The following is a 25,310-nucleotide window of genomic DNA, read 5'->3' on the forward strand; positions in this document are numbered from 1 at the left end:
TTTTACAAAATATTCACTTTAAAACAGATTCAAACATTTTCATATCAATAAAAAAATGACCTAGTTTCACACTAGGTCATTTTTATTAACGAGGAATAGATTGCATTACAGATTGTAACGTTACTCTTTCTTCTTCTGTTAATGGAAGAAGTGGTAAACGTACAGAACCTACATCTAATCCAACCATTTGTAACGCTGTTTTTACTGGAGTTGGACTTGGCGCCATAAATAACGAATCAGTTACTCTTACAAGTAATTGATGTAATTTTTGTGCCTTTTTAAACTCTCCTGCTTGAAATGCTGTAATCATTTCTTGCATTTCATTTCCGATAACATGAGATGCTACCGAAACGATACCTTTAGCCCCAACTGCCATAGCCGGTAACGTTAAACCGTCATCACCGCTGTATACCGCAAAGTCGTCCGCTGTTTTTTCAATGATTTCTGTCATTGTCAACACATCGCCGCCGGCATCTTTAATAGCAACAATGTTTTCTATTTCTGATAAACGAACAACTGTATCAACGGAGATTTGTACAATAGATCGTCCTGGAACGTTATATAGCATAACCGGAAGCGGCGTACTTTCAGCAATTGCTTTAAAATGCTGATACATTCCTTCTTGACTCGGCTTATTATAATACGGTGCTACTAGCATTACTGCATCCACACCAACTTCTGTTGCCTTTTTAGTTAAGTCAATAGAAGCATGCGTATTATTGCTACCTGTTCCAGCGATTACGGGCACTCTTTTATCGACAACAGATACGACATGGCGATATAACGCTACCTTCTCTTCTGAAGTTAATGTAGGAGATTCTCCTGTCGTTCCTCCTACCACGATTGCTGTTGTACCGTTATCAATTAAATAATTTACCAATTTCGTTGTCTTTGCAAAATCGATATTCCCGTTTATATCAAACGGTGTTACCATCGCGGTTGCAATTGTCCCAAAATCTATCATGGTCTCACTCCTTATTGTTCCAGTTGCTTTTCTTTTGAAAGCTCAAACGCACTATGTAATGCATTTACAGCCTCCACTAAATCAGTTTCTTTTACAAGAACCCAAATTGTTGTATGACTATCTGCCGATTGCAGGATTTGAATACCTTTTTCCGCTAAAGCTGTAACGATTTTCGCAGTAACCCCTGGGTATCCTGCCATTCCAGCTCCAACGATAGATACTTTCGCACAATGCTCTGTCACAATTGGCTCATATCCAAGGTTCTTTAATAATTTAACTGCATGACTTGATACATTATCACTCACCGTATATGCTACACCAGTAGGTGAAATATTAATTAAATCGACACTTATTCCTTCGTTCGCCATCTCTTTAAACACATGTTGTTGCAAATCATATGCCGTTTCTTTTGCAAGCACTTTAATTTGCGTTACGTTTGATACGTGGGCGATACCTGTAACAGGACGTTCTTCTACATCACGACCTCTTGTAGCACCGTCATATGCTGAAATAAGCGTACCTTCACTATCAGAATACGTAGAACGTACACGAAGTGGCACTTTTGCATGCATCGCAATTTCAACTGCACGTGGATGAACGACTTTCGCACCTTGATAAGCCATGTTACAAATTTCGTTATACGTTACAGTTTGAAGATGACGTGCATCTTTTACAATACGAGGATCCGCAGTCATAACACCTTCTACATCAGTGAAGATATCGATGTATTCAGCATGAAGTGCAACACCTAATGCTGAAGCTGAAGTATCACTACCTCCGCGTCCAAGTGTTGTCGTATCACCTTTTTTCGTTTGCCCTTGGAATCCTGTAACGACGATTACATCTACATTTTCTAACTCTTCATGTATACGATCGCAATTCATTTCAATAATCTTTGCATTCGTAAAGTCATCATTCGTTACAAAACCAGCTTGTGCACCATTTAATGCTGCTGCTTTTACACCGTTCTCATTCAACATATTAGAGAAAACAATTGCAGAGATTAACTCTCCGCACGATAATAATAAATCTTGCTCACGTTTAGAAATAGTAGATTCCTCTTGATTTACAAGACTTAATAACGTATCCGTTGCATATGGTTCACCTTTACGACCCATAGCAGATACGACAGTAACTACTTTATAACCAGCAGCTAATGATTTCTTTATATGATGAAGCGCATGCTTACGTCCATTGTCATCACGTACTGATGTGCCACCAAATTTTTGAACAATTATTTTCATATTTTGCACCTTCTCTTAGCCGTTTACACTAATTGTAATTTTACTAAGCGCTCTGCAATTTGAACAGAATTCCATGCAGCGCCTTTTAATAAGTTATCAGATACGACCCAAAGATGGAATCCTTTATCGTTATTTAAATCTTTACGGATTCTTCCAACGAATACTTCGTTTTTACCTACTGCAGTAGCTGGCATTGGATATAACTGCTCTTCTGGATTATCTTGCAGAACAATACCTTCCGCATTTGCAAGTAAGCTCTTTAATTCTGCTACTGTTACGCCTTCTTTTTCTACTTCGATGTAAACAGACTCAGAGTGTCCTGATACAACTGGTAAACGTACACATGTTGCCGCTACTTCTAATTCAGGCATATGCATAATTTTTTTTGTTTCGTTAATCATTTTCATTTCTTCAAATGTAAATCCATTATCTTGGAACTTATCAATCTGTGGAATCGCATTAAAAGCAATTGGGAAATGCTTCTTATCACCTGATACAGGAAGAACATTTGCCTTAACTTCTTCGCCATTTAAGATTGCTTGTGATTGTTCATGAAGTTCTTCAATAGCTGCCGCACCAGCACCTGATACAGCTTGATATGTGGAAACGATTACTCGTTTTAAACCATATTGCTGACGAACTGGCTCAAGAGCTACTACCATTTGAATTGTAGAACAGTTTGGATTTGCAATAATACCATTATGTTCTTTTAAGTCGTTTTCATTTACTTCAGGTACAACAAGTGGCACGTTTTCTGTCATACGGAATGCACTTGTATTATCAACAACAATCGCACCGCGTTTTGCTGCTTCTGGCGCTAATTGTTTCGATACAGATCCACCAGCACTAAATAGTGCGATATCTACTCCTTCAAAGCTTTCAGGAGTTGCCTCTTGAACTGTAAATTCTTCGCCTTTAAATACAAGTTTCTTACCTGCAGATCGTTTAGATGAAAGTAACGTTAATTTCCCGATTGGAAATTCTCGTTTCTCTAAAGTATTTAACATTTGTTCACCAACTGCGCCGGTTGCTCCAACTACAGCGACATGAAAAGTTTTTTGCTTTTCCATCACTATGCCCCTTTCTAGATACCAATCCTTCTATAACTTAGAATCAGAAGGAGTATACAATACCCCTTCTAATCTTAATAACGTTAATTTTATCATATTCTACAGTAAGAATGATGGTTTCATCAAAAATTGTCCGTTTTTTTTCGTTTTTTAATTCATATATCTGAATTTTTCTACGACCACCGGTTGCAATTGCTTTCCTTGCAGCGCTTCTAATACTGTATCTTCCAGTAACTCCATACGAGCTACCATTGAGTTCGGTTTTTTCTCTGGCGCATCTTGACCGAATGGGACGAAATAGATATTTTTTGTGGCCATTAGGCGCATGAGATTTACCCCATTTAATCCTAAAGCATCATTCGTCGAAACTGCCAATACGACAGGCTTGCCATTTCTTAGCGTCGCTTTTGCTGCCATTAGTACTGGAGAATCTGTCATTGCATTTGCAAATTTACTCATAGAATTTCCTGTTAAAGGAGCGATTACCATGCAGTCTAATGGAATTTTAGGTCCAAGTGGCTCTGCTCCAACAATTGAATTAATTGCTTTAAAACCTGTTATTTCTTCAATCTTCTTAATCCACTCTGCTCCTTCTCCAAATCTAGTATTTGTTGATTGAACAGTGTATGAAACAACGGGACGTACTTCTGCCCCTTCAGCAATTAATTTTTCTAAGTGCGGCATAACTTCCTCATACGTACAATGTGAACCCGTAAATCCGAAACCAATTCGTTTCCCCTTCAAACTCATTTCTTTTCCTCCTTTGCAATTGCATCTGCTGCTAATAACTGAGAAAGAACATTTGCTAAAATTTGCCCAGCCGTTTTGGGAGCAACAATACCTGGTAATCCAGGTGCTAGCAACGCTTTGACTCCTCTTTTTTCCGCATATCTAAAGTCAGTACCACCTGGTTTAGAAGCTAAATCAATTACTAACGTATGAGCTGGCATTTTTGCAATAACATTCGCTGTTACAACGAGGTGCGGAATTGTATTGATTACAATATCGATATTCCCTACTTCTTTCTCTATGTCTTGCATATGAAAAGGAGAAAACATCATTTCTGTAATACGTGCAATATGTTCAGATCGTCTTGCTCCAACTTTGACATGGGCTCCTAATGATTGAAATGCTCTCGCAACACTCATTCCTGTTCTACCAAATCCTAGAACCATTACATTGGACCCATGAATTGTATAGTCGGTATGTTGAATTACCATCATTAATGTACCTTCTACAGTTGGAATAGAATTGTATATTGCCACATCATCACGATCAAATAATTTAACAAGTTTTCGGTTCGTAGTAGATACGAGATTTTCCAAGTAAGGTGTACCAATACCCGAATATATAGTAAAGTGTTCTGGTGTATTTTCAATTTGTTCTTTCGTTATTGAAACTTTTTCATTTGAAAAAATAGTATCTACTTCTCCTTTAGCATTTGTACCTGCAACCGGCAAAATGATTGCGTCTACAGAAGTGAAATCTAAATTTTGTATACTTTCTTTTGCTGCCCCTGTGAAACCATGATCTAACTGATCAAACCCTATCAAAGAAAGTTTCGCATCCAATTCAACTAGCTTACGAATTACTTCTAGCTGCCTTGCATCTCCTCCTATGACAGCAATATGCATCTCAGTCAACATTCCCTAATTCACCTTCTTTTTCTGTCATTTATAAGAAAAGTGCCTACTTTTTCTTTTTCCTCCACATCATATGTAATGTACGAGTTTATGGTGATTGAAAATCCAAATGCACATATGATTTATCAGGTTTCTATGTAGATACAAAAAAAGATGACCAAAATGGCCATCCTTCACTCCGAATTTGAACGATCTATACTATCACAAAGAAGCATATCATGTCCGACTTTCTTTATTTGATTCCATGCCACCCTTACTTCTTGTGGTTCCTTTTTAAAACCTCCCCACTTCCCTACAGGTATTATAAGTGTTTGTATTTGTCCGTCTTTCTCATTAATCTCTAAATCCATATAACCTAAGACTCCCATTTTTTCCGCTTTTTCTATATCTACAACCTCTTTACCACTTAATTCACTTAATCGCATACATACTCCACTCCCCTACTGAATTTTTCATTTGCATTGTCTATAATTAGTACCTATTCTATATGTATAAAAAAAATAACCTTCTCTCATTTAAAAAGAGAGAAGGTTATTATCAGATACATCATAAAAATCGATTATAGTTTTATTCCTTTTGGAAGTTTTCCGTCTGGACTAATAAGTGCCGCAGAGAATTCATCAGTAAACATGTTGCGAATTAATCCGTCCACATTTTCTTTTGTTACAGTGTTTACACTTTCAATAATCTCATCAAGTGAACGATGTTTACGAAGAAGCAATTCATTTTTACCGTTACGACTCATACGGCTATTTGTACTTTCTAAACTTAACATTAAGTTTCCTTTTAATTGCTCTTTACTATTCATAAGCTCTTTTTCTGTAATACCTGTATTTTTCAATGTCTCTAATGTTTCTTGCATTGTTTCATACAGTGTATCTAATTGTTGGCTACCTGTTCCACCGTAAAGTGTTAACATACCTGTATCTTCATAAGAAGAGTGGTAAGAAAATACCGAGTAAGCTAATCCACGTTGCTCACGTACTTCTTGGAATAAACGGCTACTCATGCTACCGCCTAAAACATTATTTAATACAATTAAGTTATAAATATCTTCGTGTCCCATTTGTAAGCCTTTATATCCTAGACATAAATGAGCTTGTTCCGTTTCCTTTTTACGGGCTACCTTATTGAAATGGAAAATTGGGCTATGTACTTGTTCACGGTTTGTTGTTCCTTCATAACTACCGAAATATTGCTCCACTGTTTGTAAAAATGCTTCATCAATATTTCCTGCAACTGATACAACTACATTTTCAGGTGTGTAATGATCTTTTATATATTGACGTAACGTATCACCTGTAAACGTATTAAGCGTTTCTTCTGTTCCTAAAATAGGATATCCAAGTGGATGCGTTTCATATGTTGCTTTCGTTAACATATCATGCACAATATCATCTGGCGCATCTTCGTACATTTTAATTTCTTCACATACGACATTCTTCTCTTTTTTCAGTTCTTCCTCATCAAATGTTGAATTAAAGAACATATCTGCTAAAACATCTAGAGCATATTTAGCATGCTCATCTAATACTTTTGCATAGTAACAAGTATATTCTTTTGAAGTAAATGCATTCACTTGACCACCAATGCTATCAAATGATTCTGCAATCTCTCGTGCACTACGTGTTTCTGTCCCTTTAAAGAACATATGCTCTAAAAAGTGAGAAATCCCATTATTTTTTTCATTTTCATTTCTTGATCCCGCATGGATCCAAATACCAATTGCAACCGATCTTACAGTTGGTATATTCTCCATAACTATTCTTACACCATTTTTACAAGTATATTTTTTAATCAAAAACTTTCCTCCTACTGCCAGTTTCTCTAAATAAAACGCTATTATTTAATGATAACAAGTTTAAGGATGAATGTCATGCAAATGTATTTAATCCACACGTTTTTCATCCAGTAATTCAGTTATATTCCCCACTTTATATCCTTGTTCCTTCAATTTTATAATCATTGTTTCTAAAGCCTCTGCTGTAGACGAAGTAGGATGCATTAATATGATAGCACCTGGATGTATTTTTCTCATTACTCTCTGCAATAGTACATCCGGCTCAGGTCGCTTCCAATCAATTGTATCTACAGTCCACATAATCGTTCCCATTTGAAAATCATCTGCAATCTTTACGACTTCATCTCGAAAGCTTCCACTCGGCGGGGCAAACCATCTTACTTTTTGATTCGTTGCTACTTCTATCATTCGATTTGTTTTTTGTAACTGATCTCGTATTTCATCTGACGATAACGTTTTCATATTAGGGTGTGTGTATGAGTGATTTCCAACTTCTTGTTTTGCATCGACAATCATTTTTGCAAACCGCAAATTTTCTTTCACCCAACGTCCTTCTAAAAAGAAAGTGGCCTTCACATCATGCTTTTTCAAGATTTCTAATATGCGAGGCAAATACTCATTTCCCCATGCCACATTTATTGTTAATCCTACCATCTTTTTATTTGGATGCCCTCTATAAATTGGAGCTGGTGATAAATCTTCCAAATGAACACTCGGTGAGACTTCTTTGAATTCAAGATATTTTTGATCAAATTCCTTTAGCTTCTTCATATTATTATACGATGCTTCAATATCCACTTGTCTTCCATTATATCCAGGTGTTGCCTTCCATATTTTATCAATCATCGCATTTTGAGGTGCAATCTCATACTGTTTTGCATGCTTTTGAATTTCTTCATGCAAGTTATCTTGTGCAAAAACAGAATAAGAGCCTAAACTGACATATAAAGAAAATATACATATGTATGCCAATATACGAACTTTCATATAAACCCTCCCAAATTAACTATATAAAAACATTTTCTTCTTATCTTTGTTAATTTGAGCGTTATAATGAAAACTATACCTATACCGACATAAAAATATATGAACATCATGTTTTTTACATAACAAAAAAAGCCAGTTTAACTGGCTTTTACTTATTGCTGCTCTTGTTTGTTTTCTTCTTTAGCAGCTTCTTTTTCTTGCTCTTCTTTTAGCAATACTTTTCTAGATAGATTTACGCGACCTTGCTTGTCAATCTCGATAACTTTAACTGTAATTACATCACCGATTTTCACAACGTCTTCTACTTTACCTACACGCTCAAGTGCAAGTTCAGAAATATGAACTAATCCATCTTTACCGCTGAATAATTCAACGAAAGCACCAAATTTCTCAACACGTTTCACTTTTCCTTCGTAGATCTCACCTACTTGTACTTCGCGAACGATATCTTCGATAATCTTCTTAGCTTTGTCGTTCATTTCTTGATTTATTGATGAAATGAATACTGTACCATCTTGCTCGATGTCAATTTTAACGCCAGTTTCTTCAATAATTTTATTGATTTGTTTACCGCTTGGTCCAATAACGTCACGGATTTTATCTGGGTTAATTGTCATTGTAATAATCTTTGGAGCGTAAGCTGATAATTCAGTACGTGGCTCTGCAATAACAGATAACATATGATTTAGAATGTGCACACGACCAATTTTCGCTTGTTGTAATGCCTCTTCTAAAATCTCACGTGATAAACCATCGATTTTAATGTCCATTTGCAGCGCAGTTACACCTTGTGCTGTACCTGCTACTTTAAAGTCCATATCACCTAAATGATCTTCCATACCTTGAATATCAGATAAAATTGTGTAATGCTCACCAGATTTAACCAGACCCATTGCAATACCTGCAACTGGAGCTTTAAGTGGAACACCTGCATCCATCATTGCTAAAGTACTACCACAAATACTTGCTTGTGAAGTAGAACCATTTGATTCTAATACTTCAGATACAAGGCGTACTGTGTATGGGAAATCTTTTTCAGATGGAATTACAGGCTCAAGTGCGCGCTCTCCTAGTGCACCGTGACCAATTTCACGACGACCTGGTCCACGCATCGGTCTTGTTTCACCAACACTAAATGATGGGAAATTGTAATGGTGCATAAAGCGTTTTGATTCTTCTACACCAAGACCATCTAAAATTTGCACATCGCCTAATGCACCTAATGTACAAATACTTAATGCTTGTGTTTGTCCACGTGTGAATAAACCAGAACCGTGTGTACGAGATAAAATACCAACCTCTGATGCTAAAGGACGGATTTCGTCACCTTTACGGCCATCTGGGCGAATTTTTTCAACTGTAATAAGACGACGTACTTCTTCTTTTACAATTTTATATAAAATCTCATTTACTTGTCCTAATGTATCAGCGTCAGCTTCCTCAGCTTCGTAATGCTCAATTACACGCTTTTTCACTTCGTTAATTGCATCTTCACGTGCATGTTTCTCATGTACTTGAATTGCAGAATGCATATCCTTCTCAGCCATTTCACGTACAGCTTGATTAAGATCAGCGTCAACTTCATAAAGTTTCACTTCTGATTTCTCTTTACCTACAGCTTGTACAATCTCTTCTTGGAATGCAATTAAACGTTTAATTTCGTCATGACCAAACATAATTGCTTCTAACATTGTTTCTTCAGGCACTTGATCTGCTCCTGCTTCAACCATGTTAATCGCATCTTTCGTACCAGCTACAACTAAGTGGATATCACTTTGTTCTTGCTGTTCTACTGTTGGATTAATAACGAATTCGCCATTAATACGACCAACTGTCGCACCAGCGATTGGACCTTCAAATGGAATATCTGAAATCGATAACGCTAATGAAGAACCAAGCATAGCTGCCATTTCAGAAGAACAATCCTGATCAACACTCATTACAATGCTGACAACTTGTACTTCGTTACGGAAACCATCTGCGAATAGCGGACGAATTGGACGGTCGATTAAACGACTTGCCAAAATTGCTTTTTCACTTGGACGACCTTCACGCTTAATAAAACCGCCAGGAATTTTTCCGACTGCATATAAACGCTCTTCATAGTTTACTGTAAGTGGGAAAAAATCTACATTTTTAGCTTCTTTTGATGCAGTTGCTGTAGATAGAACCGCTGTATCGCCATATCTTACTAATACTGCTCCGTTCGCTTGTTTGGCAAGCTGACCAGTTTCAACTGTTAGCTGGCGACCAGCTAAATCTATCGAGAAGACTTGCTTTTCTTGACTCATTTAAGTACCCCTCTCAATTTAAAGTATTCAATTCTTCTATGTAAATGGATAGTATATCACAATATTCTACCTCTAGTATTGCCTAAAATTAAGTAAGCTATAAAGCGTAGAAGATATATTTTTACCTAACAAAAAAGCGGGAATATTCCCGCTTCTTTGACTATCGACGTAAGCCAAGCTTTGTGATTAATTCACGGTAACGTGTGATATCGCTATTACGAAGGTAAGTTAGTAAATTACGACGTTTACCAACCATCTTTAATAGACCACGACGTGAATGATGATCTTTCTTGTGAGTACGTAAGTGCTCGTTTAGAGTGTTAATTTGCTCCGTTAGGACAGCAATTTGAACCTCTGGAGAACCAGTATCAGTCTCATGAGTTCTAAATTGTGCAATGATTTCATTTTTACGCTCTTGTGTTAAAGCCATCCTATTTCACCTCCTATTAATTAAACCCCCAATTACCTAGCAAGCGTCGGTGAGTCGCAATGCCAAGCAATGGTTGTCATAAAGTACATAACATAGAATACTACTTTTCATTTGAAAAAGCAAGTATATTCTTTTCGCTCGCAAAATATTCTTGTGCTGTTTTCTTATCTTTTGCGATTTGTTCAACTAACTCATCAATGCCATTGAATTTCTTCTCTTCTCTTATACGCATATGCCACTCTACTGTAACATTTTGATCGTATATATCTTTGTTAAATTCAAATAAGTGCACTTCAATTGATAATTGACGCTCATCTTCTTTAAAAGTCGGTTTATATCCAATATTACATACACCATCGTACCATTCATCGTGAACTTTTAATCTCACTGCATAAACACCTACAGGTGGCAATAAATACTCATCACTTAAACCTACATTAGCTGTTGGAAAACCAATTTGACGCCCACGTTTGTCGCCGTGTATAACTGTTCCCGCTACAGTATAGGCTCTACCTAAAATAGATGGAATTTGTTCCATTTCGCCATTTCGAATTAACTTTCGTAATGCTGTAGAACTTACTTTCTCTTCTTGAAATTCAACTTTTTCAATCACAGTCTGTGTAAACTCCCCTCTTGCATGAAATGGTAAAGTCTCCATCTTTCCTTTTCCTAAACGTCCATATGAATAATCAAACCCTGCTACTACATGCTTTACATTTAAACCAATAATATAATCATCTACAAATTGTTGTGGTAATAACCCTGCAAATGATTCATCAAATTTAATTACATATAATATATCGATTCCTAAGCTTTCGACTATTTTTTCTTTATCACGCATTGGTGTAATATACTCCACATGCGCATCCTTTTTCCCTAAAACAACAGATGGATGAGGATGAAATGTCATAACTGCACTTTTATATCCTCGGTCGTCCGCTATTTTTTTCGCAGTTCGAATTACACATTGATGTCCTAAATGAATGCCATCAAAAAATCCTAATGCCATTACAGTAGGTGGTAATTCTAATTTATTTTGTTCATGTGGATGAGTTAAATGAATAAGTTTCACGCTTGAATTCACCTTTTTCTGTAATAATCCTTCCAATAATTCATTATAGCTTTAGTTCTTGATTATTCACAAGTACTTTCATCGGCTTTAACATGCCAGGATGTTTCGGATGATGTTCATAAATTGCTAAGCAACGATCATTTTTATCAAACACTGTAATAAATGGTGCTGTTATTTCTAATTCATTCTTTAAGAACATACCATTCTTGATTTTCTCTGCTTGCTTTTCATCTACAACCATTTTTGGAAACTTACTTAATGCTTCATCAATTGAAATGAAGATAGACTCTACTGTTCCATTTTGCACGTTTTCTTCAATTTCTTCAAATGATATGCAATCTTCTAATAAAAATTCACCAGATGCCGTTCTTACAAGGTGAGACATATGTGATGGGAAACCAAGTTTCTCCCCGATCATTACCGCTAACGTTCTTACATATGTTCCTTTACTACACGTTACACGGAAACGGAATGAAATATTTTCTCCTTCAAAAACTTCACGGTCATCAAGTAATACGAATTCATGAATCGTAATTGTACGAACTGGACGTTCCACCTCTTGTCCTGCTCTTGCATATTCATATAATTTTTTCCCGTTTACTTTTACAGCTGAGAACATTGGTGGCATTTGTTCAATCGTGCCTGTTAATTCCGCTAGTACCTCTTCTACTTCTTTACGTGTAATAACACGGTTTACATCTTGTTTCTCCACAACTTCACCAGATGCATCTTCTGTTGTTGTTGAAAACCCTAATGTTACTTCACCTTCATATGTTTTCGTTTCACTTGTTAAAAATTGTGCAATCTTCGTTGCTCTCCCCACACAAAGTGGTAATACTCCCGTTACATCTGGGTCTAATGTTCCCGTATGACCAATTCTCTTTTCTCGCAATATCTTTCTTAATTTAAATACACAATCATGTGATGTCATGCCTTTTGGCTTATGTAATAATACTACACCTTCCATATATGTTCACCTCATCATAATTCTTTCTTAGTAAATATCCAAAACTTATTTTGCATTGAAAAAATGGATAGACAAATGTCTATCCATTATTCTTCACGTTTACCGTCTTTATTAATTTCATGTAAAAGTGTATCAATTCGATGACCATATCCGATAGACTCATCAAACTCAAAGGTAATTTCCGGTGTTTTACGAAGACGAATACGTTGGCCAATTTCTGAACGAATAAAGCCTTTTGCCTTCGCTAAACCTTTTAACGTATTTTCTTTCTGTTCTTCGTCACCTAAAACAGAAATATATACTTTGGCAATTTGCAAATCACCACTCACTTGTACATCTGTTACTGTAACAAATCCGATACGTGGGTCTTTAATTTTACGACTAATGATGTCGCCTAATTCTTTTTTCATTTGCTCGCCTACACGGTTTGCACGTAATTTCATAACTCTTCACCTCATTCAATACCATTCCAATTGTGTTATCGTACGTTCAATTTCAGGAAATGAATCGATGTACTCCAGTACACGATTCATTTCTTTTTCACAGATAACACGATTTGAGGATACGGAAACAACCGCAATTTCTGTACGTTGCCATACATCTTGATGCCCAACTTCAGAAACAGCTACATTATAGCGCTGTTTCACACGAGTTAGCACTCGTTGCAAAATTGCCCGTTTCTCTTTTAAAGAATGCACATCGTAAATCATACACTCGAATGAGAGTGAAGCGACAATCATCGCTTCACTTCTTCCATAACGTATGCTTCAATGATGTCCCCTTCTTTAAGGTCATTATATCTCTCAATTGTAATACCACACTCATAGTTTTGTGCAACTTCTTTTACGTCGTCTTTGAAACGTTTTAACGTATCAAGTTGTCCTTCGAAAATTACGATACCATCGCGGATAATACGAACGCCACTATCGCGTGTAATTTTACCGTCAATTACGTAACAACCTGCGATTGTTCCAACTTTTGTTACCTTGAATGTTTGACGAACTTCCGCTTGACCGATTACTTTTTCTTCGAATTCTGGATCCAGCATACCTTGCATTGCTAATTCAATTTCTTCGATTACTTTGTAGATAATGCGGTGTAAGCGAACATCAACGTTCTCTAATTCAGCTGTACGCTTCGCGTTCACATCCGGACGTACGTTAAATCCAATTACAATTGCATTAGATGCAGAAGCTAAAATGATATCAGATTCTGTAATCGCACCTACACCAGTGTGAATGATTTTAACTTTTACGCCTTCAACATCAATTTTACGAAGTGACGCTGCCATCGCTTCAACAGAACCTTGTACGTCTGCTTTTACGATTAAGTTGATTTCTTTTACATCGCTCTCTTGGATTTGTTGGAATAAATCTTCAAGGCTTAATTTAGATTTCTCACCACGTTGTGCAACTAACGCTTCTTGTGCACGTGATTCACCGATTTGACGAGCTTTCTTCTCATCAGCGAATGCCATGAAACGATCTCCAGCCTGTGGTACTTCATTTAAACCTGTAATTTCAACAGGAGTTGATGGACCAGCAACTTTTACACGACGACCAATATCACTTACCATTGCACGAACACGTCCGAATGAAGTTCCAACAACGATTGGATCTCCAACTCGAAGTGTACCGTTTTGAACTAATAATGTCGCGATAGTTCCTTTACCTTTATCAAGCTGTGCTTCAATTACAGTACCCGTTGCATAACGATTTGGGTTTGCTTTATATTCTTCTACTTCACTTACAAGAAGAATCATCTCTAGCAAGTTGTCAATTCCCTCGCCTTGGATTGCAGAAATTGGTACGAAAATTGTATCTCCGCCCCAAGCTTCTGGAACTAATTCATATTCTGTTAATTCTTGCATTACACGATCAGGATTCGCCGCTGGTTTATCCATTTTATTCACAGCAACAATAATTGGTACTCCAGCTGCTTTTGCATGGCTAATCGCTTCAACTGTTTGAGGCATAACACCGTCATCAGCTGCAACAACAAGGATTGTAATATCAGTTACTTGCGCACCACGAGCACGCATCGTTGTAAATGCCGCGTGACCAGGCGTATCTAAGAATGTAATTTTCTTATCATTTACTTCAACTTGGTATGCACCAATATGCTGAGTAATTCCACCCGCTTCGCCAGCAGTTACTTTTGAATTACGAATTGAGTCAAGTAATGTTGTTTTACCATGGTCAACGTGTCCCATAATCGTAACAACAGCTGGACGCTCTTTTAAGTTTTCTTCATCATCTTGCTCATCAATGAATGTTTCAAACTCAGTTTCACTTACAACTACTTCTTCTTCTACTTCAATACCGTAATCAGTAGCAATTAACTCAATTGTATCTTTATCCAAGTCTTGGTTAATTGTTGCCATAATTCCAAGCATGAAGAGCTTTTTAATAATTTCAGATGGCTCTTTACTTAACTTTTTAGCAAGTTCACCTACTGTAAGGCTTCCAGAGAAAGTAATTTTATCTGGTGTTTCTACTATTTGCGTTTGTTGTCTTCCAGCAAAGTTATCTTGACGTTTGTCTTCATTTCCTTTGCCTTTTTTCTTTTTCTTATTGCTGTTCTTTTTACTGCGAACAACTTTCTCTTCTACTTCAAACTCATCTGCAACAGAAGGTTTTTCCGCTCCAGTGTTATATTCATTATCTAATTTATTTACTACTTCATCTTCTAACATTGTCATATGATTCGAAACCTCGATATTCATCTCTTTAAGTTTTGTCATAAGATCTTTACTTGAGATATTATTTTTTTTTGCATATTCATGTACTCGAATTTTACTCATACCTTCACCCCCGGTAATTTGTATCGAGCATGCTACGTAGCTTTTTCGCAAAGCCTTCATCTAACACAGCTACAACGACTCGCTCGTCTCTCCCAATCGCATGCCCTAATTGTTGTCGATTTTCGACTTTTTTCATTGGTACGTTGTAGTACGTCGTTTTATCAGTGATACGTTTAGTAGTGTTCGCTGACGCATCTTCAGAAAGCAATACGAGCTTTGCTTTACCACTTCGTACTTCTTTTAAAACGAGTTCTTCACCCGAAATGATTTTTCGAGCGCGATTTGCTAGTCCTAAAAACGATTTCCAATCGGACACTTATTTCGACTCCTTCTCAACAAGCTCAAGAAGCTCTTCGTACAGAGAACTGTCGATTTTCGCTTTTAGATGATGTTCCAAAATGTTTTTCTTTTGGGCTTGCATAATGCATTCTTTATCTTTTGACAAATATGCACCTCGTCCTGATTTTTTTCCAGATAAATCAATAGACACTTCGCCCTCTTTGGAACGAACAATGCGAACGAGCTCTCGTTTTGATTTCATCTCTTGCGTCGCGATACATTTTCGTAACGGAACTTTTCGATTGCTCATACTCATCACCTCTATTCGATTTCGTCTTCAACTGAATCGAATCCGAATGCGATTACGCTATCTTCTTCTGTTACAATTCCAAGTTGTTTCGCATCAGACTCACTTTTAATATCAATTTTCCAGCCTGTTAATTTAGCTGCAAGACGCGCATTTTGTCCACGCTTACCGATAGCTAATGATAGCTGGTGGTCTGGAACAACAACAGTTGTTGCTTTTTCATCTTCATCTACAAGTACTTTAACAACTTGTGATGGGCTTAAAGCATTTGCAACATATTCAACTGGATCATTTGACCAGCGAACGATGTCAATCTTTTCACCTTTTAGTTCATCTACAACACGTTGTACACGTTGTCCTTTCGGTCCTACGCAAGAACCAACTGGATCAACATCAATGTTTTCTGCATGCACAGAGATTTTAGAACGATCTCCTGCTTCGCGCGCTACAGAGCGAATTTCTACAGTTCCATCATAAATTTCTGGAACTTCCATTTCGAATAAACGTTTTAAAAGACCAGGATGTGTACGTGATACGTAAATTTGTGGTCCTTTTGTTGTCTTTTCTACTTTTGTAATAAATACGCGAATACGATCATGTGGCTTATATTGCTCATTTGGCATTTGCTCACTTACAGGTAATAAAGCTTCTACTTTACCTAAGCTTACGTAGATGAAACGAGCATCTTGGCGTTGTACAATACCAACCATAATGTCTTCTTCACGATCACTAAATTCTGAGTAAATAACACCACGTTCTGCTTCACGAACTCGTTGTGTTACAACTTGTTTTGCAGTTTGCGCTGCAATACGACCAAAATCTTTTGGCGTTACTTCAATTTCTAGTACGTCGCCATCTTGGTAGTTTGGATTAATTTGTCTTGCCTCTTCTACAGAGATTTCAAGACGTGGATCAAACACATTATCAACAACGTCCTTACGTGCTAAAACTTGAATTGTTCCCACTTCTGGGTTAAAGCTCACACGAACGTTTTGTGCTTGGTTAAAATTGCGTTTATAAGCAGAGATTAACGCTGCTTCAATCGCATCAATAATAATATCTTTACTAATACCTTTTTCTGACTCTAATACGAGCAAAGCATCTAACAACTCAGTGCTCATGAAGATCCCCCTTCTTACTAAAACGTAACAGCAAGTCGCGCATTTGCAACTTTATCCATTGGAATTTGGATTTCTTTTTTACGTGTTTTAATTGTTAATAGTAGTGTAATTGTAGTACCGTCGTAGGAAAGTAACTTTCCTTCAAACATCTTTTCGCCATCAATCGGCTCATATGTTTTAATTGCCACTTGTTTTCCTACCGCTTGCTGGAAGTCTTTCTCTTTCTTTAATGGGCGTTCTGCTCCAGGAGATGATACATCCAAAAAGTAAAGGTGAGGAATTGGATCCTCTTTATCTAAAGCTTCGCTTAAACGTTCACTTACCGCACCGCATTCTTCAATGTCGACTCCCTTTTCAGAATCGATGAATACGCGTAAGAACCAGTCTTGTCCTTCTTTCACATACTCTACATCTACAAGTTCAAGATTTAACTCTTCAACGATTGGCTGCGCAAATGCTTCTACAACTTCTGTGACTTTCTTATCCATAAACAGCCTCCTTCCTGCCGCCATGTACCATTTACAAGAAAAGATCCCGTTCATAAAGACGGTCTATCTTATTCTTTCTCGTTAGCTAACAAAAGCCCCTGCCGTTAAGCAGGGAATATCTGTCTTAGTATTACCAAATTTAAGAAGTAAAACTTGTAACAAAATATGTATATACGACAGAAATGTCTTTACTATCTACATGAATAAAATGTAGATAGTAACACGAAAGAGTGGGTTTCCCCACTCTCTTTTTCACAAAATATACATGACATGGTTATCTCGGTTTATAGTATACCATAGCAAATATTGATTTGCAAAGACTTTTCCTACCTATTAGAACAGTGATAATTGGTTTTGATCCGGCAAATCTCCTAAACAACCTTGGCTATCTAAATACTCAATAATTGTTTTCGAAACCTTACTTCGTTGCTGTAAGTCTTCTTTTGATAAGAAGTCTCCATTTTTGCGCGCTTCCACAATACTTAAGGCTGCGTTCGTACCAAGACCAGGCACTGCATTAAACGGAGGGATTAATGAGTCTCCATCAATAATAAATTCCGTTGCATGCGAACGGTATAAATCAACCTTTTGGAATGAGTATCCACGCTCGCACATTTCAAGCGTCATTTCTAGTACCGTTAATAAACTTTTCTCTTTCGGCGCTGCATCCAATCCTTTTTGAGCTATTTCATCAATTTTCACACGTATGGATGCTGAACCTTTCGCCATCGCCTCTACATCAAAATCATCTGCACGGACTGTAAAATATGCCGCATAGAATAAAAGTGCAAAATGTACTTTAAAGTATGCGATACGCACAGCCATAAGTACGTAAGCAGCCGCATGGGCTTTAGGGAACATATATTTAATCTTCTTACATGAATCAATATACCAACCTGGTACATTATTACCTTTCATGTCATCTTCCCATTCTTCCGGTACACCTTTACCTTTACGAACCGACTCCATGATTTTGAAGGCTAATGATGGATCTAAACCTTGATAGATTAAATATACCATGATGTCATCACGACAACCGATAACTTCACTCAGCGTACATGTACCGTTATAAATTAACTCATTTGCATTACCCAGCCATACGTCAGTACCATGTGACAGCCCAGAAATTTGGACCAATTCTGAGAATGTCGTTGGTTTTGTCTCTTCTAACATCTGTCTTACGAATTTCGTACCGAATTCTGGGATACCAAGTGTACCTGTTTTACAGTTAATTTGTTCTTCCGTTACCCCTAACGTTTCTGGACCAGAGAAAATTTTCATTACCTCTGGATCATCCGTTGGGATTGTTTTCGGATCAATACCACTTAAATCTTGTAACATACGAATAACGGTCGGATCATCGTGTCCTAGTATATCAAGTTTCAATAAATTATCATGAATCGAGTGGAAGTCAAAATGCGTTGTTCTCCACTCAGCACCAATTGAATCAGCAGGAAACTGTATTGGGGAGAAATCAAAGATATCCATGTAATCTGGCACAACGATTATACCACCTGGATGCTGTCCAGTTGTACGTTTTACCCCTGTACATCCCGCTACTAAGCGGTCAATCTCTGCATTCCGAATTGTTAAATTGTGATCATTTGCATAACCTTTTACATATCCATAAGCTGTTTTTTCCGCAACTGTACCAATCGTTCCAGCACGGTATACATAATCTTCACCGAACAGTACTTTCGTATAGTTATGGGCACGTGGTTGGTATTCCCCGGAGAAGTTCAAATCGATATCGGGTACCTTATCTCCTTTGAATCCAAGGAACGTTTCGAATGGGATATCATGTCCATCTTTTACATATGCCACATTACATGTCGGACAATCTTTATCTGGTAAGTCGAAACCAGAGCCTACCGAACCATCATTAAAGAATTCAGATTGCTTGCATTTTGGACAGACATAATGTGGTGGTAATGGGTTTACTTCTGTAATTTCCATCATCGTTGCAACGAACGATGAACCTACTGAACCACGCGAACCTACTAGATATCCGTCGACTAACGATTTTTTCACAAGCTTATGTGAGATTAAATAAATAACGGCAAATCCATGTCCAATAATACTTTTCAATTCTTTTTCTAAGCGAGCCTCTACAATTTCTGGTAGTTCTTCACCATATATACTGCGTGCCATTTTATAACTCATATCACGTGTTTCATCATCGGCACCCTCAATTTTCGGTGTATATAGATCATCTTTTACCGGACGAACATCACCAATTAATGACGCAACTTTTTGTGTATTCGTTACAACAACTTCTTTCGCTTTGTCCTCACCTAAAAATGAAAAACACTCTAGCATTTCATCAGTTGTACGGAAATGTACTGGCGGTAATGAATGTCGATTTAACGGATTTGCCCCGCCCTGTGAACTAACTAAAATTTTACGATACATTGCATCTTCTGGATCTAAGTAATGCACGTTCCCTGTAGCGACAACTGGTTTATCTAACGTCTCACCTAGTTTTACTAAGTTAGAGATAATTGTTTTTAATTGTCCTTCATCTCGAACGAGTTCACGCTCTACTAAATGACGCAACACCTCTGGAGGCATTACTTCAATGTAATCATAGAACTGTGCAATTTCTTCTACCTCTTCAGGAGCTTTTTGCATCATTGCCTCAAATACTTCACCTTTATCACAAGCCGTTCCTACTAAAATTCCTTCACGGTATTTTTTTAATAGTGACCTCGGTACTCGTGGTACACGGTAAAAGTAATTAAGGTGAGAATATGAAACAAGTTTATATAAATTTTTCAACCCAACATCTGATGTGGCAAGTAACGTCATATGACTTGGACGGCCACGCTTATACGCATCCCCTTGTCCCATGCTATCATTTAATTGATCGTGATATTCAAATCCCTTTTCAATTACATCTTTCAACATTTTCACAAGTAAATATCCCGTCGCTTCTGTATCATAAATCGCACGGTGATGTTGCGTTAATTCAATATCAAGTTTTTTACACATCGTATTTAATCGATGATTTTTCATTTCTGGGAATAAGAATCGTGCAAGTTCTAACGTATCAATAACAGGGTTATTCGTTTTTTCTAACCCAGCCTTTTTAAAACCTACGTTAATAAAGCCCATATCAAAGCTTGCATTATGGGCAACAAGTGTATGGTCACCCATCCATTCCTCAAACTTTTTAAACACTTCGTCCACTTCTGGTGCATCAGTTAACATATCATCTGTAATACCTGTTAATTCAATAATCGTCGCTGATAATGGTTGATGTGGATTTGCGAAAGATTCAAAGCGATCAATGATTTCGCCACCCTTTACTTTTACGGCAGCCAACTCAATGACTGTGTCGTATACAGCTGATAAACCTGTCGTTTCAACGTCGAAAACAACATACGTTTCCTCTGCAAGTAAACGATGCGCCTCGTTATACGCTATCGGTACACCATCATTAACTAAATTCGCTTCTACACCGTATATAACTTTAACTCCAGCTTTTTTCCCCGCAGAATATGCCTCCGGGAACGACTGAGCCACAGCATGGTCTGTAACCGCAATAGCTTCATGTCCCCATTTACCAGCTTGGGCAACAAGCCTAGAAACAGGAGTAACAGCATCCATTTGGCTCATCGGAGTGTGAAGATGAAGTTCTACACGCTTTTCGCCTTCTGGCGCTTTATCTTTACGAGACGGCCCTGTTATTTCATTAATATCATTTGCAATCATTACTAAATCTCGAACGAATGTATCGTTTTGAACAGAACCACGCGCTTTCACCCACATTCCTTTTTTCAAGGATTGCAGCATTGGAATATCTTCTTTGTCACGCGAGAACATTTTGATCATAATAGAATCCGTATAATCCGTTATTTTTAAAGTTAATAACGTACGCCCACTACGAAGCTCTTTTGTTTCTACATGGAAGACATATCCTTGAACCGTTTTTCTTCTTTCTTCATCTTGAATTTCTCGCATCGGTGTAATCTCTTCATCCGGCTTAATAAGATACCCGAGTGTAATCGGTCCTTCATGCACAACGCTGCTTTCTTCAGCTTGCTTCTTCGCCATTTCTTCCATAGCTTGTATAACACGCTCGCGGTCTTCTTGCTGCGTTTGCTCACGAAACTTTTGCATTTCTTCTGCATTTTGCTGTATATGTGTGTCTAACTGGAAACGCGGGAATCCAAAAGCTTCGTATTGATCCCCCACTGGTTTCGCAACGTTTTTCTTTAAAGCAGTAGACTCCAGCTCATTATTTACATTTATTAACAACTTCACTCCATTCACCTGCGGAAGTTGCTTCTTTAAGTACGCGAACATGGGTGAAAATGTAATTCGTTCCGTACAAAGTGGCCAATACGCCCTTACTTCTTCTTCTGTAAATTGTTTATTCTCTGTTTCTAATGCAAATGTTGTTCTTGCAATATGAGAAAATGATTGCTTAAGCTTTGTTTCTAGCAATTCATATAATTCTGTAGGCAAAATACGTGGCACTTGTAAATCAAAATGCCAACTTTTATTCGCTTTATCAATAACGAGCCTTTCAATACCACCGCCTTGTAAATATTGATTTATAAGGTCGTCTGGTATTTGCAACTGCTGGAGCAAAATTTGAAATCGCTCTTGTTGTTCATTTGTTAAAGACATAAGCACTCTCCTTCCATTTGCTATTATAAATTGAAACGTACTACAAAGAAAGATTTCTTCCTTCTTCTTTTACAAAATACGTTTACAAAGAAAGAGAAGGTACCCCATTACGAGGTACCTCTTCTTATTTTAAAATATTTGTAATATATGTTTGAAGTTCTTCTACTTTTACTTCTTCAGACTCACCTGTAGCACGTACTTTCACTTCTACAATACCTTCGTCTGCTTTTTTACCAACTGTAACGCGAACTGGAAGACCGAATAAATCTGCATCTGCAAACTTAACACCTGCACGTTCTGCACGATCGTCTAATAACACTTCATAGCCTTGTTCTTGTAATGAGTTGTAGATATTTTCACCCATTTCACGTTGTGCATCAGATTTCATATTTACTGGAATTACATGCACATGGAATGGTGCTACAGCTTTTGGCCAAACTAAGCCGTTCTCATCGTTAAACTGCTCTGCAATTGCTGCCACTGTACGAGATACACCGATACCGTAACAACCCATAATAAGTGGTTGTGTTTTTCCGTTTTCATCTAGGAATGTCGCGTTCATTGCTTCACTATAACGAGTTCCTAATTTGAATACATGACCAACTTCAATTCCGCGTGCGAAAAGAATTGTTCCGTTTCCATCTGGAGATTGGTCTCCTTCTTGAATGAAGCGTAAATCTGTATATTGACTTACTTTAAAGTCACGTTTTGGATTTACATTTACATAATGGAATCCTTCTTCGTTCGCTCCTGAACATCCGTTAACAATTGATGCTACAGCGTGATCAGCAATAATTTCAATATCACCTGTTACACCAATCGGCCCTAATGAACCAATTTCACAATTTAATAATTCTTTTACTTCTTCATGAGAAGCAAGCTCAACAACTGAAGCGCCGTATACATTTTTCACTTTCACATCGTTTACTTCGTGATCACCACGAACAAGTACAACTACTAATTTCTCATCTACTTTAAATACCATAGACTTAATGCACTTGTCAGCTGCAATGTTTAAGAATGCAGATACTTCTTCAATTGCTTTTTGGTCTGGTGTTGCTACTTTTTCAAGAGCTTTTTCTGCTTCGTCACTCTTCGTATACGTATCTACAACAGGAGCCATTTCGATGTTTGCTGCATAATCAGATGTGTCAGAGTATGCAATTGTATCTTCACCAACATCAGATAATACCATAAATTCATGTGTATCTTTTCCGCCCATTGCTCCAGAATCAGCAATAACTGCACGGAAATTCAAGCCACAACGAGCAAAAATGTTAGAGTATGCTTTATATAAGCGATTGTATACTTCATCTAAGCTCTCTTGTGTAGCATGGAAAGAGTATGCATCTTTCATTAGAAACTCTCTTCCACGTAATAAACCGAAACGAGGTCTTTGCTCATCACGGAATTTTGTTTGAATTTGGTATAATGTTAACGGTAATTTTTTATATGATTTCACTTCATCACGCACAAGATCCGTAATTACTTCCTCATGTGTCGCTCCTAATGCGAATTCACGAGCGTTACGATCTTTCATACGCATTAATTCAGATCCGTATGAATACCAACGACCTGATTCTTGCCATAATTCTGCAGCTTGCATAGCTGGCATTAATAATTCTACAGCTCCTGCACGCTCCATTTCTTCTCGAACGATACGTTCTACTTTGTGTAATACTTTTAATCCAAATGGTAGAAAACTATAAATACCAGAAGCATTTTGACGCATAAAACCTGCGCGAAGTAATAATTGATGACTCTTAATTTCAGCATCAGCTGGAACTTCACGTAATGTAGGACTGAATACCATACTTTGTTTCATTTATTTGCACCTCTTCATTTTACTCTTACACGCAGTAAAACCCCTCACCTCGAATTAGGTGAGGGATTTTATTCTACGAGCTCTATTTCATTATTAGTTTCATTCTATTTTACAAGAAAAACTTACGAATGTCATTCCATGTTACAACTAACATTAATAACATTAATAATGCAAAACCAATAAAATGAACCATTCCTTCTTTTTGACGGTCAATTGGTTTCCCTCGTAACGCTTCAATTAAGAAGAAGAATAAACGGCCACCATCTAAAGCAGGAACTGGTAATAAATTAAATAAACCAAGATTAATGCTTAGAACTGCCGCTAAACTTAGTACACGCGTAAATCCATAATCTACAACTTGATCTGTTAGATTATAAATTCCTACTGGACCTGACAACTCATTAATAGAAAATTGACCAGTTACTAATTTCACAAGAGATTCAAAAATTAGTTTCGTCCATTGGTACGTTTGTTCAAATCCTGATTTAATAGAACCCATTACTGTTTTCTCTACAGGAGAATAAACACCAATTCTACCAACTTCGTCTTTTCCTTCTTTATCAAGTGTTGGCGTTACTTTCACATTAAACTGTTCATTATCACGCTTTACTTGTAACGTAATTTCTTTATTCGGGTTTTCACGTACAATAGTAACAACATCTTTCCATGTACTTGTGTTTTTCCCATCAATCGCTTGAATTGTATCATTCTCTTTCAGGCCAGCTTGCTGTGCTGCACTATTTTCCATCACTTTTCCGACCATTGGTTTGTCAATAGGAACCCCTTGTACAAATCCAAGAATCACAAAAATAACAAATGCTAAAATGAAGTTCATTGCAGGACCCGCAAAGATTGTTAAAGCGCGTTGACCCAATTTTTTAGAGCCAAATTGCCTGTTATATGGAGCAATTTGAATTTCTTCTCCAGCAGTAATGATGCGAGCCTTTTCATTCACTCGGAATGTTTGAAGCTCTTCCTCATACTCTTCATAGCCTGAAATCGTTAGATTATGCTCTAAATCAGCTTGTTCGACTTCAATAACACGAACATTTGGATATTTTTCATATCCATCAAAAACTAATTTCACAGCTTCGTCTTTTTCATTTAGCACAAGGCCAACCTTTTTCCCTGGCTTTAACTCAACTGTGTCTGCATCCTCGCCAGCCATTCTTACATAGCCACCCAGAGGCAGTAATCGAATCGTATACACCGTTTCATTCTTTTCAAATGAGAATATTTTCGGACCAAAACCAATCGCAAACTCGCGGCATAAAATGCCTGCTCTTTTCGCGAAGTATAGATGCCCTAGCTCATGGAAAAATACGAGTGCACCGAAAATTAATATAAAGGCAATCGCTGTATTCAATTCCATAACCACCTTTG

At 37.3% G+C, this 25,310-nt stretch carries 22 protein-coding genes; all 22 read right to left on the reverse strand.

What is annotated here, in order from left to right; genetic code table 11:
* Window positions 1-85: 85 nt before the first annotated feature.
* Window positions 86-964, reverse strand: coding sequence for a 4-hydroxy-tetrahydrodipicolinate synthase (gene dapA / locus QCI81_RS05935; protein ID WP_000564763.1), 879 nt, complete (start codon window positions 962-964; stop codon window positions 86-88).
* 11 nt (window positions 965-975) lie between these two features.
* On the reverse strand, window positions 976-2,208 hold the full coding sequence (gene dapG, locus QCI81_RS05940; protein WP_071729816.1) for an aspartate kinase: 1,233 nt from the start codon (window positions 2,206-2,208) through the stop codon (window positions 976-978).
* Window positions 2,209-2,231: 23 nt separating this feature from the next.
* A complete protein-coding gene (gene asd, locus QCI81_RS05945; protein ID WP_000414846.1) occupies window positions 2,232-3,278 on the reverse strand; it encodes an aspartate-semialdehyde dehydrogenase in 1,047 nt (348 codons plus the stop codon).
* A 150-nt stretch (window positions 3,279-3,428) separates the two neighbouring features.
* A complete protein-coding gene (gene dpaB, locus QCI81_RS05950; RefSeq protein WP_000053596.1) occupies window positions 3,429-4,028 on the reverse strand; it encodes a dipicolinate synthase subunit B in 600 nt (199 codons plus the stop codon).
* Window positions 4,025-4,924, reverse strand: coding sequence for a dipicolinic acid synthetase subunit A (gene dpaA / locus QCI81_RS05955; protein ID WP_063548471.1), 900 nt, complete (start codon window positions 4,922-4,924; stop codon window positions 4,025-4,027). The genes dpaB and dpaA overlap by 4 nt, the downstream gene beginning before the upstream one ends.
* Before the next feature lie 170 nt (window positions 4,925-5,094).
* Window positions 5,095-5,346 carry a YlmC/YmxH family sporulation protein gene (locus QCI81_RS05960; protein ID WP_001239757.1) on the reverse strand — a complete coding sequence of 84 codons (252 nt, stop codon included), beginning with the start codon at window positions 5,344-5,346 and terminating at the stop codon, window positions 5,095-5,097.
* A 134-nt stretch (window positions 5,347-5,480) separates the two neighbouring features.
* Window positions 5,481-6,722 carry a M16 family metallopeptidase gene (locus tag QCI81_RS05965; protein ID WP_000593001.1) on the reverse strand — a complete coding sequence of 414 codons (1,242 nt, stop codon included), beginning with the start codon at window positions 6,720-6,722 and terminating at the stop codon, window positions 5,481-5,483.
* 87 nt (window positions 6,723-6,809) lie between these two features.
* Window positions 6,810-7,709 (reverse strand): polysaccharide deacetylase family protein, encoded by a 900-nt coding sequence (locus tag QCI81_RS05970; protein ID WP_053563762.1) that lies wholly within the window; start codon window positions 7,707-7,709, stop codon window positions 6,810-6,812.
* Between the two features lie 152 nt (window positions 7,710-7,861).
* A complete protein-coding gene (gene pnp / locus QCI81_RS05975) occupies window positions 7,862-10,000 on the reverse strand; it encodes a polyribonucleotide nucleotidyltransferase (protein WP_000076745.1) in 2,139 nt (712 codons plus the stop codon).
* A gap of 160 nt (window positions 10,001-10,160) precedes the next feature.
* Window positions 10,161-10,430: a 30S ribosomal protein S15 gene (gene rpsO, locus QCI81_RS05980; protein ID WP_001229392.1), complete on the reverse strand. Its 270-nt coding sequence runs from the start codon at window positions 10,428-10,430 to the stop codon at window positions 10,161-10,163.
* 100 nt (window positions 10,431-10,530) lie between these two features.
* Window positions 10,531-11,502, reverse strand: coding sequence for a bifunctional riboflavin kinase/FAD synthetase (gene ribF, locus QCI81_RS05985; protein ID WP_000766703.1), 972 nt, complete (start codon window positions 11,500-11,502; stop codon window positions 10,531-10,533).
* 43 nt (window positions 11,503-11,545) lie between these two features.
* Entirely contained in the window at window positions 11,546-12,469 is a 924-nt protein-coding gene (gene truB / locus QCI81_RS05990; protein WP_000399362.1) for a tRNA pseudouridine(55) synthase TruB, read from the reverse strand.
* An 86-nt stretch (window positions 12,470-12,555) separates the two neighbouring features.
* A complete protein-coding gene (rbfA, locus tag QCI81_RS05995) occupies window positions 12,556-12,912 on the reverse strand; it encodes a 30S ribosome-binding factor RbfA (RefSeq protein ID WP_000776437.1) in 357 nt (118 codons plus the stop codon).
* 15 nt (window positions 12,913-12,927) lie between these two features.
* Entirely contained in the window at window positions 12,928-13,209 is a 282-nt protein-coding gene (locus QCI81_RS06000; protein WP_000634350.1) for a DUF503 domain-containing protein, read from the reverse strand.
* Entirely contained in the window at window positions 13,206-15,272 is a 2,067-nt protein-coding gene (infB, locus tag QCI81_RS06005; protein WP_000036347.1) for a translation initiation factor IF-2, read from the reverse strand. The genes QCI81_RS06000 and infB overlap by 4 nt, the downstream gene beginning before the upstream one ends.
* A 4-nt stretch (window positions 15,273-15,276) precedes the next feature.
* On the reverse strand, window positions 15,277-15,588 hold the full coding sequence (locus QCI81_RS06010) for a YlxQ family RNA-binding protein (protein WP_001286522.1): 312 nt from the start codon (window positions 15,586-15,588) through the stop codon (window positions 15,277-15,279).
* Complete coding sequence (gene rnpM / locus QCI81_RS06015) at window positions 15,589-15,861, reverse strand: RNase P modulator RnpM (protein WP_000071125.1); 273 nt, start codon at window positions 15,859-15,861, stop codon at window positions 15,589-15,591. It lies immediately after the preceding gene.
* 11 nt (window positions 15,862-15,872) lie between these two features.
* A complete protein-coding gene (gene nusA / locus QCI81_RS06020) occupies window positions 15,873-16,979 on the reverse strand; it encodes a transcription termination factor NusA (RefSeq protein WP_000102598.1) in 1,107 nt (368 codons plus the stop codon).
* A gap of 17 nt (window positions 16,980-16,996) precedes the next feature.
* Window positions 16,997-17,467 carry a ribosome maturation factor RimP gene (rimP, locus tag QCI81_RS06025; protein WP_000359095.1) on the reverse strand — a complete coding sequence of 157 codons (471 nt, stop codon included), beginning with the start codon at window positions 17,465-17,467 and terminating at the stop codon, window positions 16,997-16,999.
* 333 nt (window positions 17,468-17,800) lie between these two features.
* Window positions 17,801-22,102 (reverse strand): PolC-type DNA polymerase III, encoded by a 4,302-nt coding sequence (locus tag QCI81_RS06030; protein ID WP_053563760.1) that lies wholly within the window; start codon window positions 22,100-22,102, stop codon window positions 17,801-17,803.
* Between the two features lie 124 nt (window positions 22,103-22,226).
* A complete protein-coding gene (locus QCI81_RS06035) occupies window positions 22,227-23,927 on the reverse strand; it encodes a proline--tRNA ligase (RefSeq protein ID WP_098678917.1) in 1,701 nt (566 codons plus the stop codon).
* 109 nt (window positions 23,928-24,036) lie between these two features.
* Window positions 24,037-25,293, reverse strand: a complete 1,257-nt coding sequence (rseP, locus tag QCI81_RS06040; protein ID WP_353810641.1) for an RIP metalloprotease RseP — start codon at window positions 25,291-25,293, stop codon at window positions 24,037-24,039.
* Window positions 25,294-25,310 lie beyond the last annotated feature (17 nt).

This window comes from Bacillus cereus group sp. MG20 (genome assembly GCF_040459885.1).
GTDB lineage: Bacteria > Bacillota > Bacilli > Bacillales > Bacillaceae_G > Bacillus_A > Bacillus_A cereus.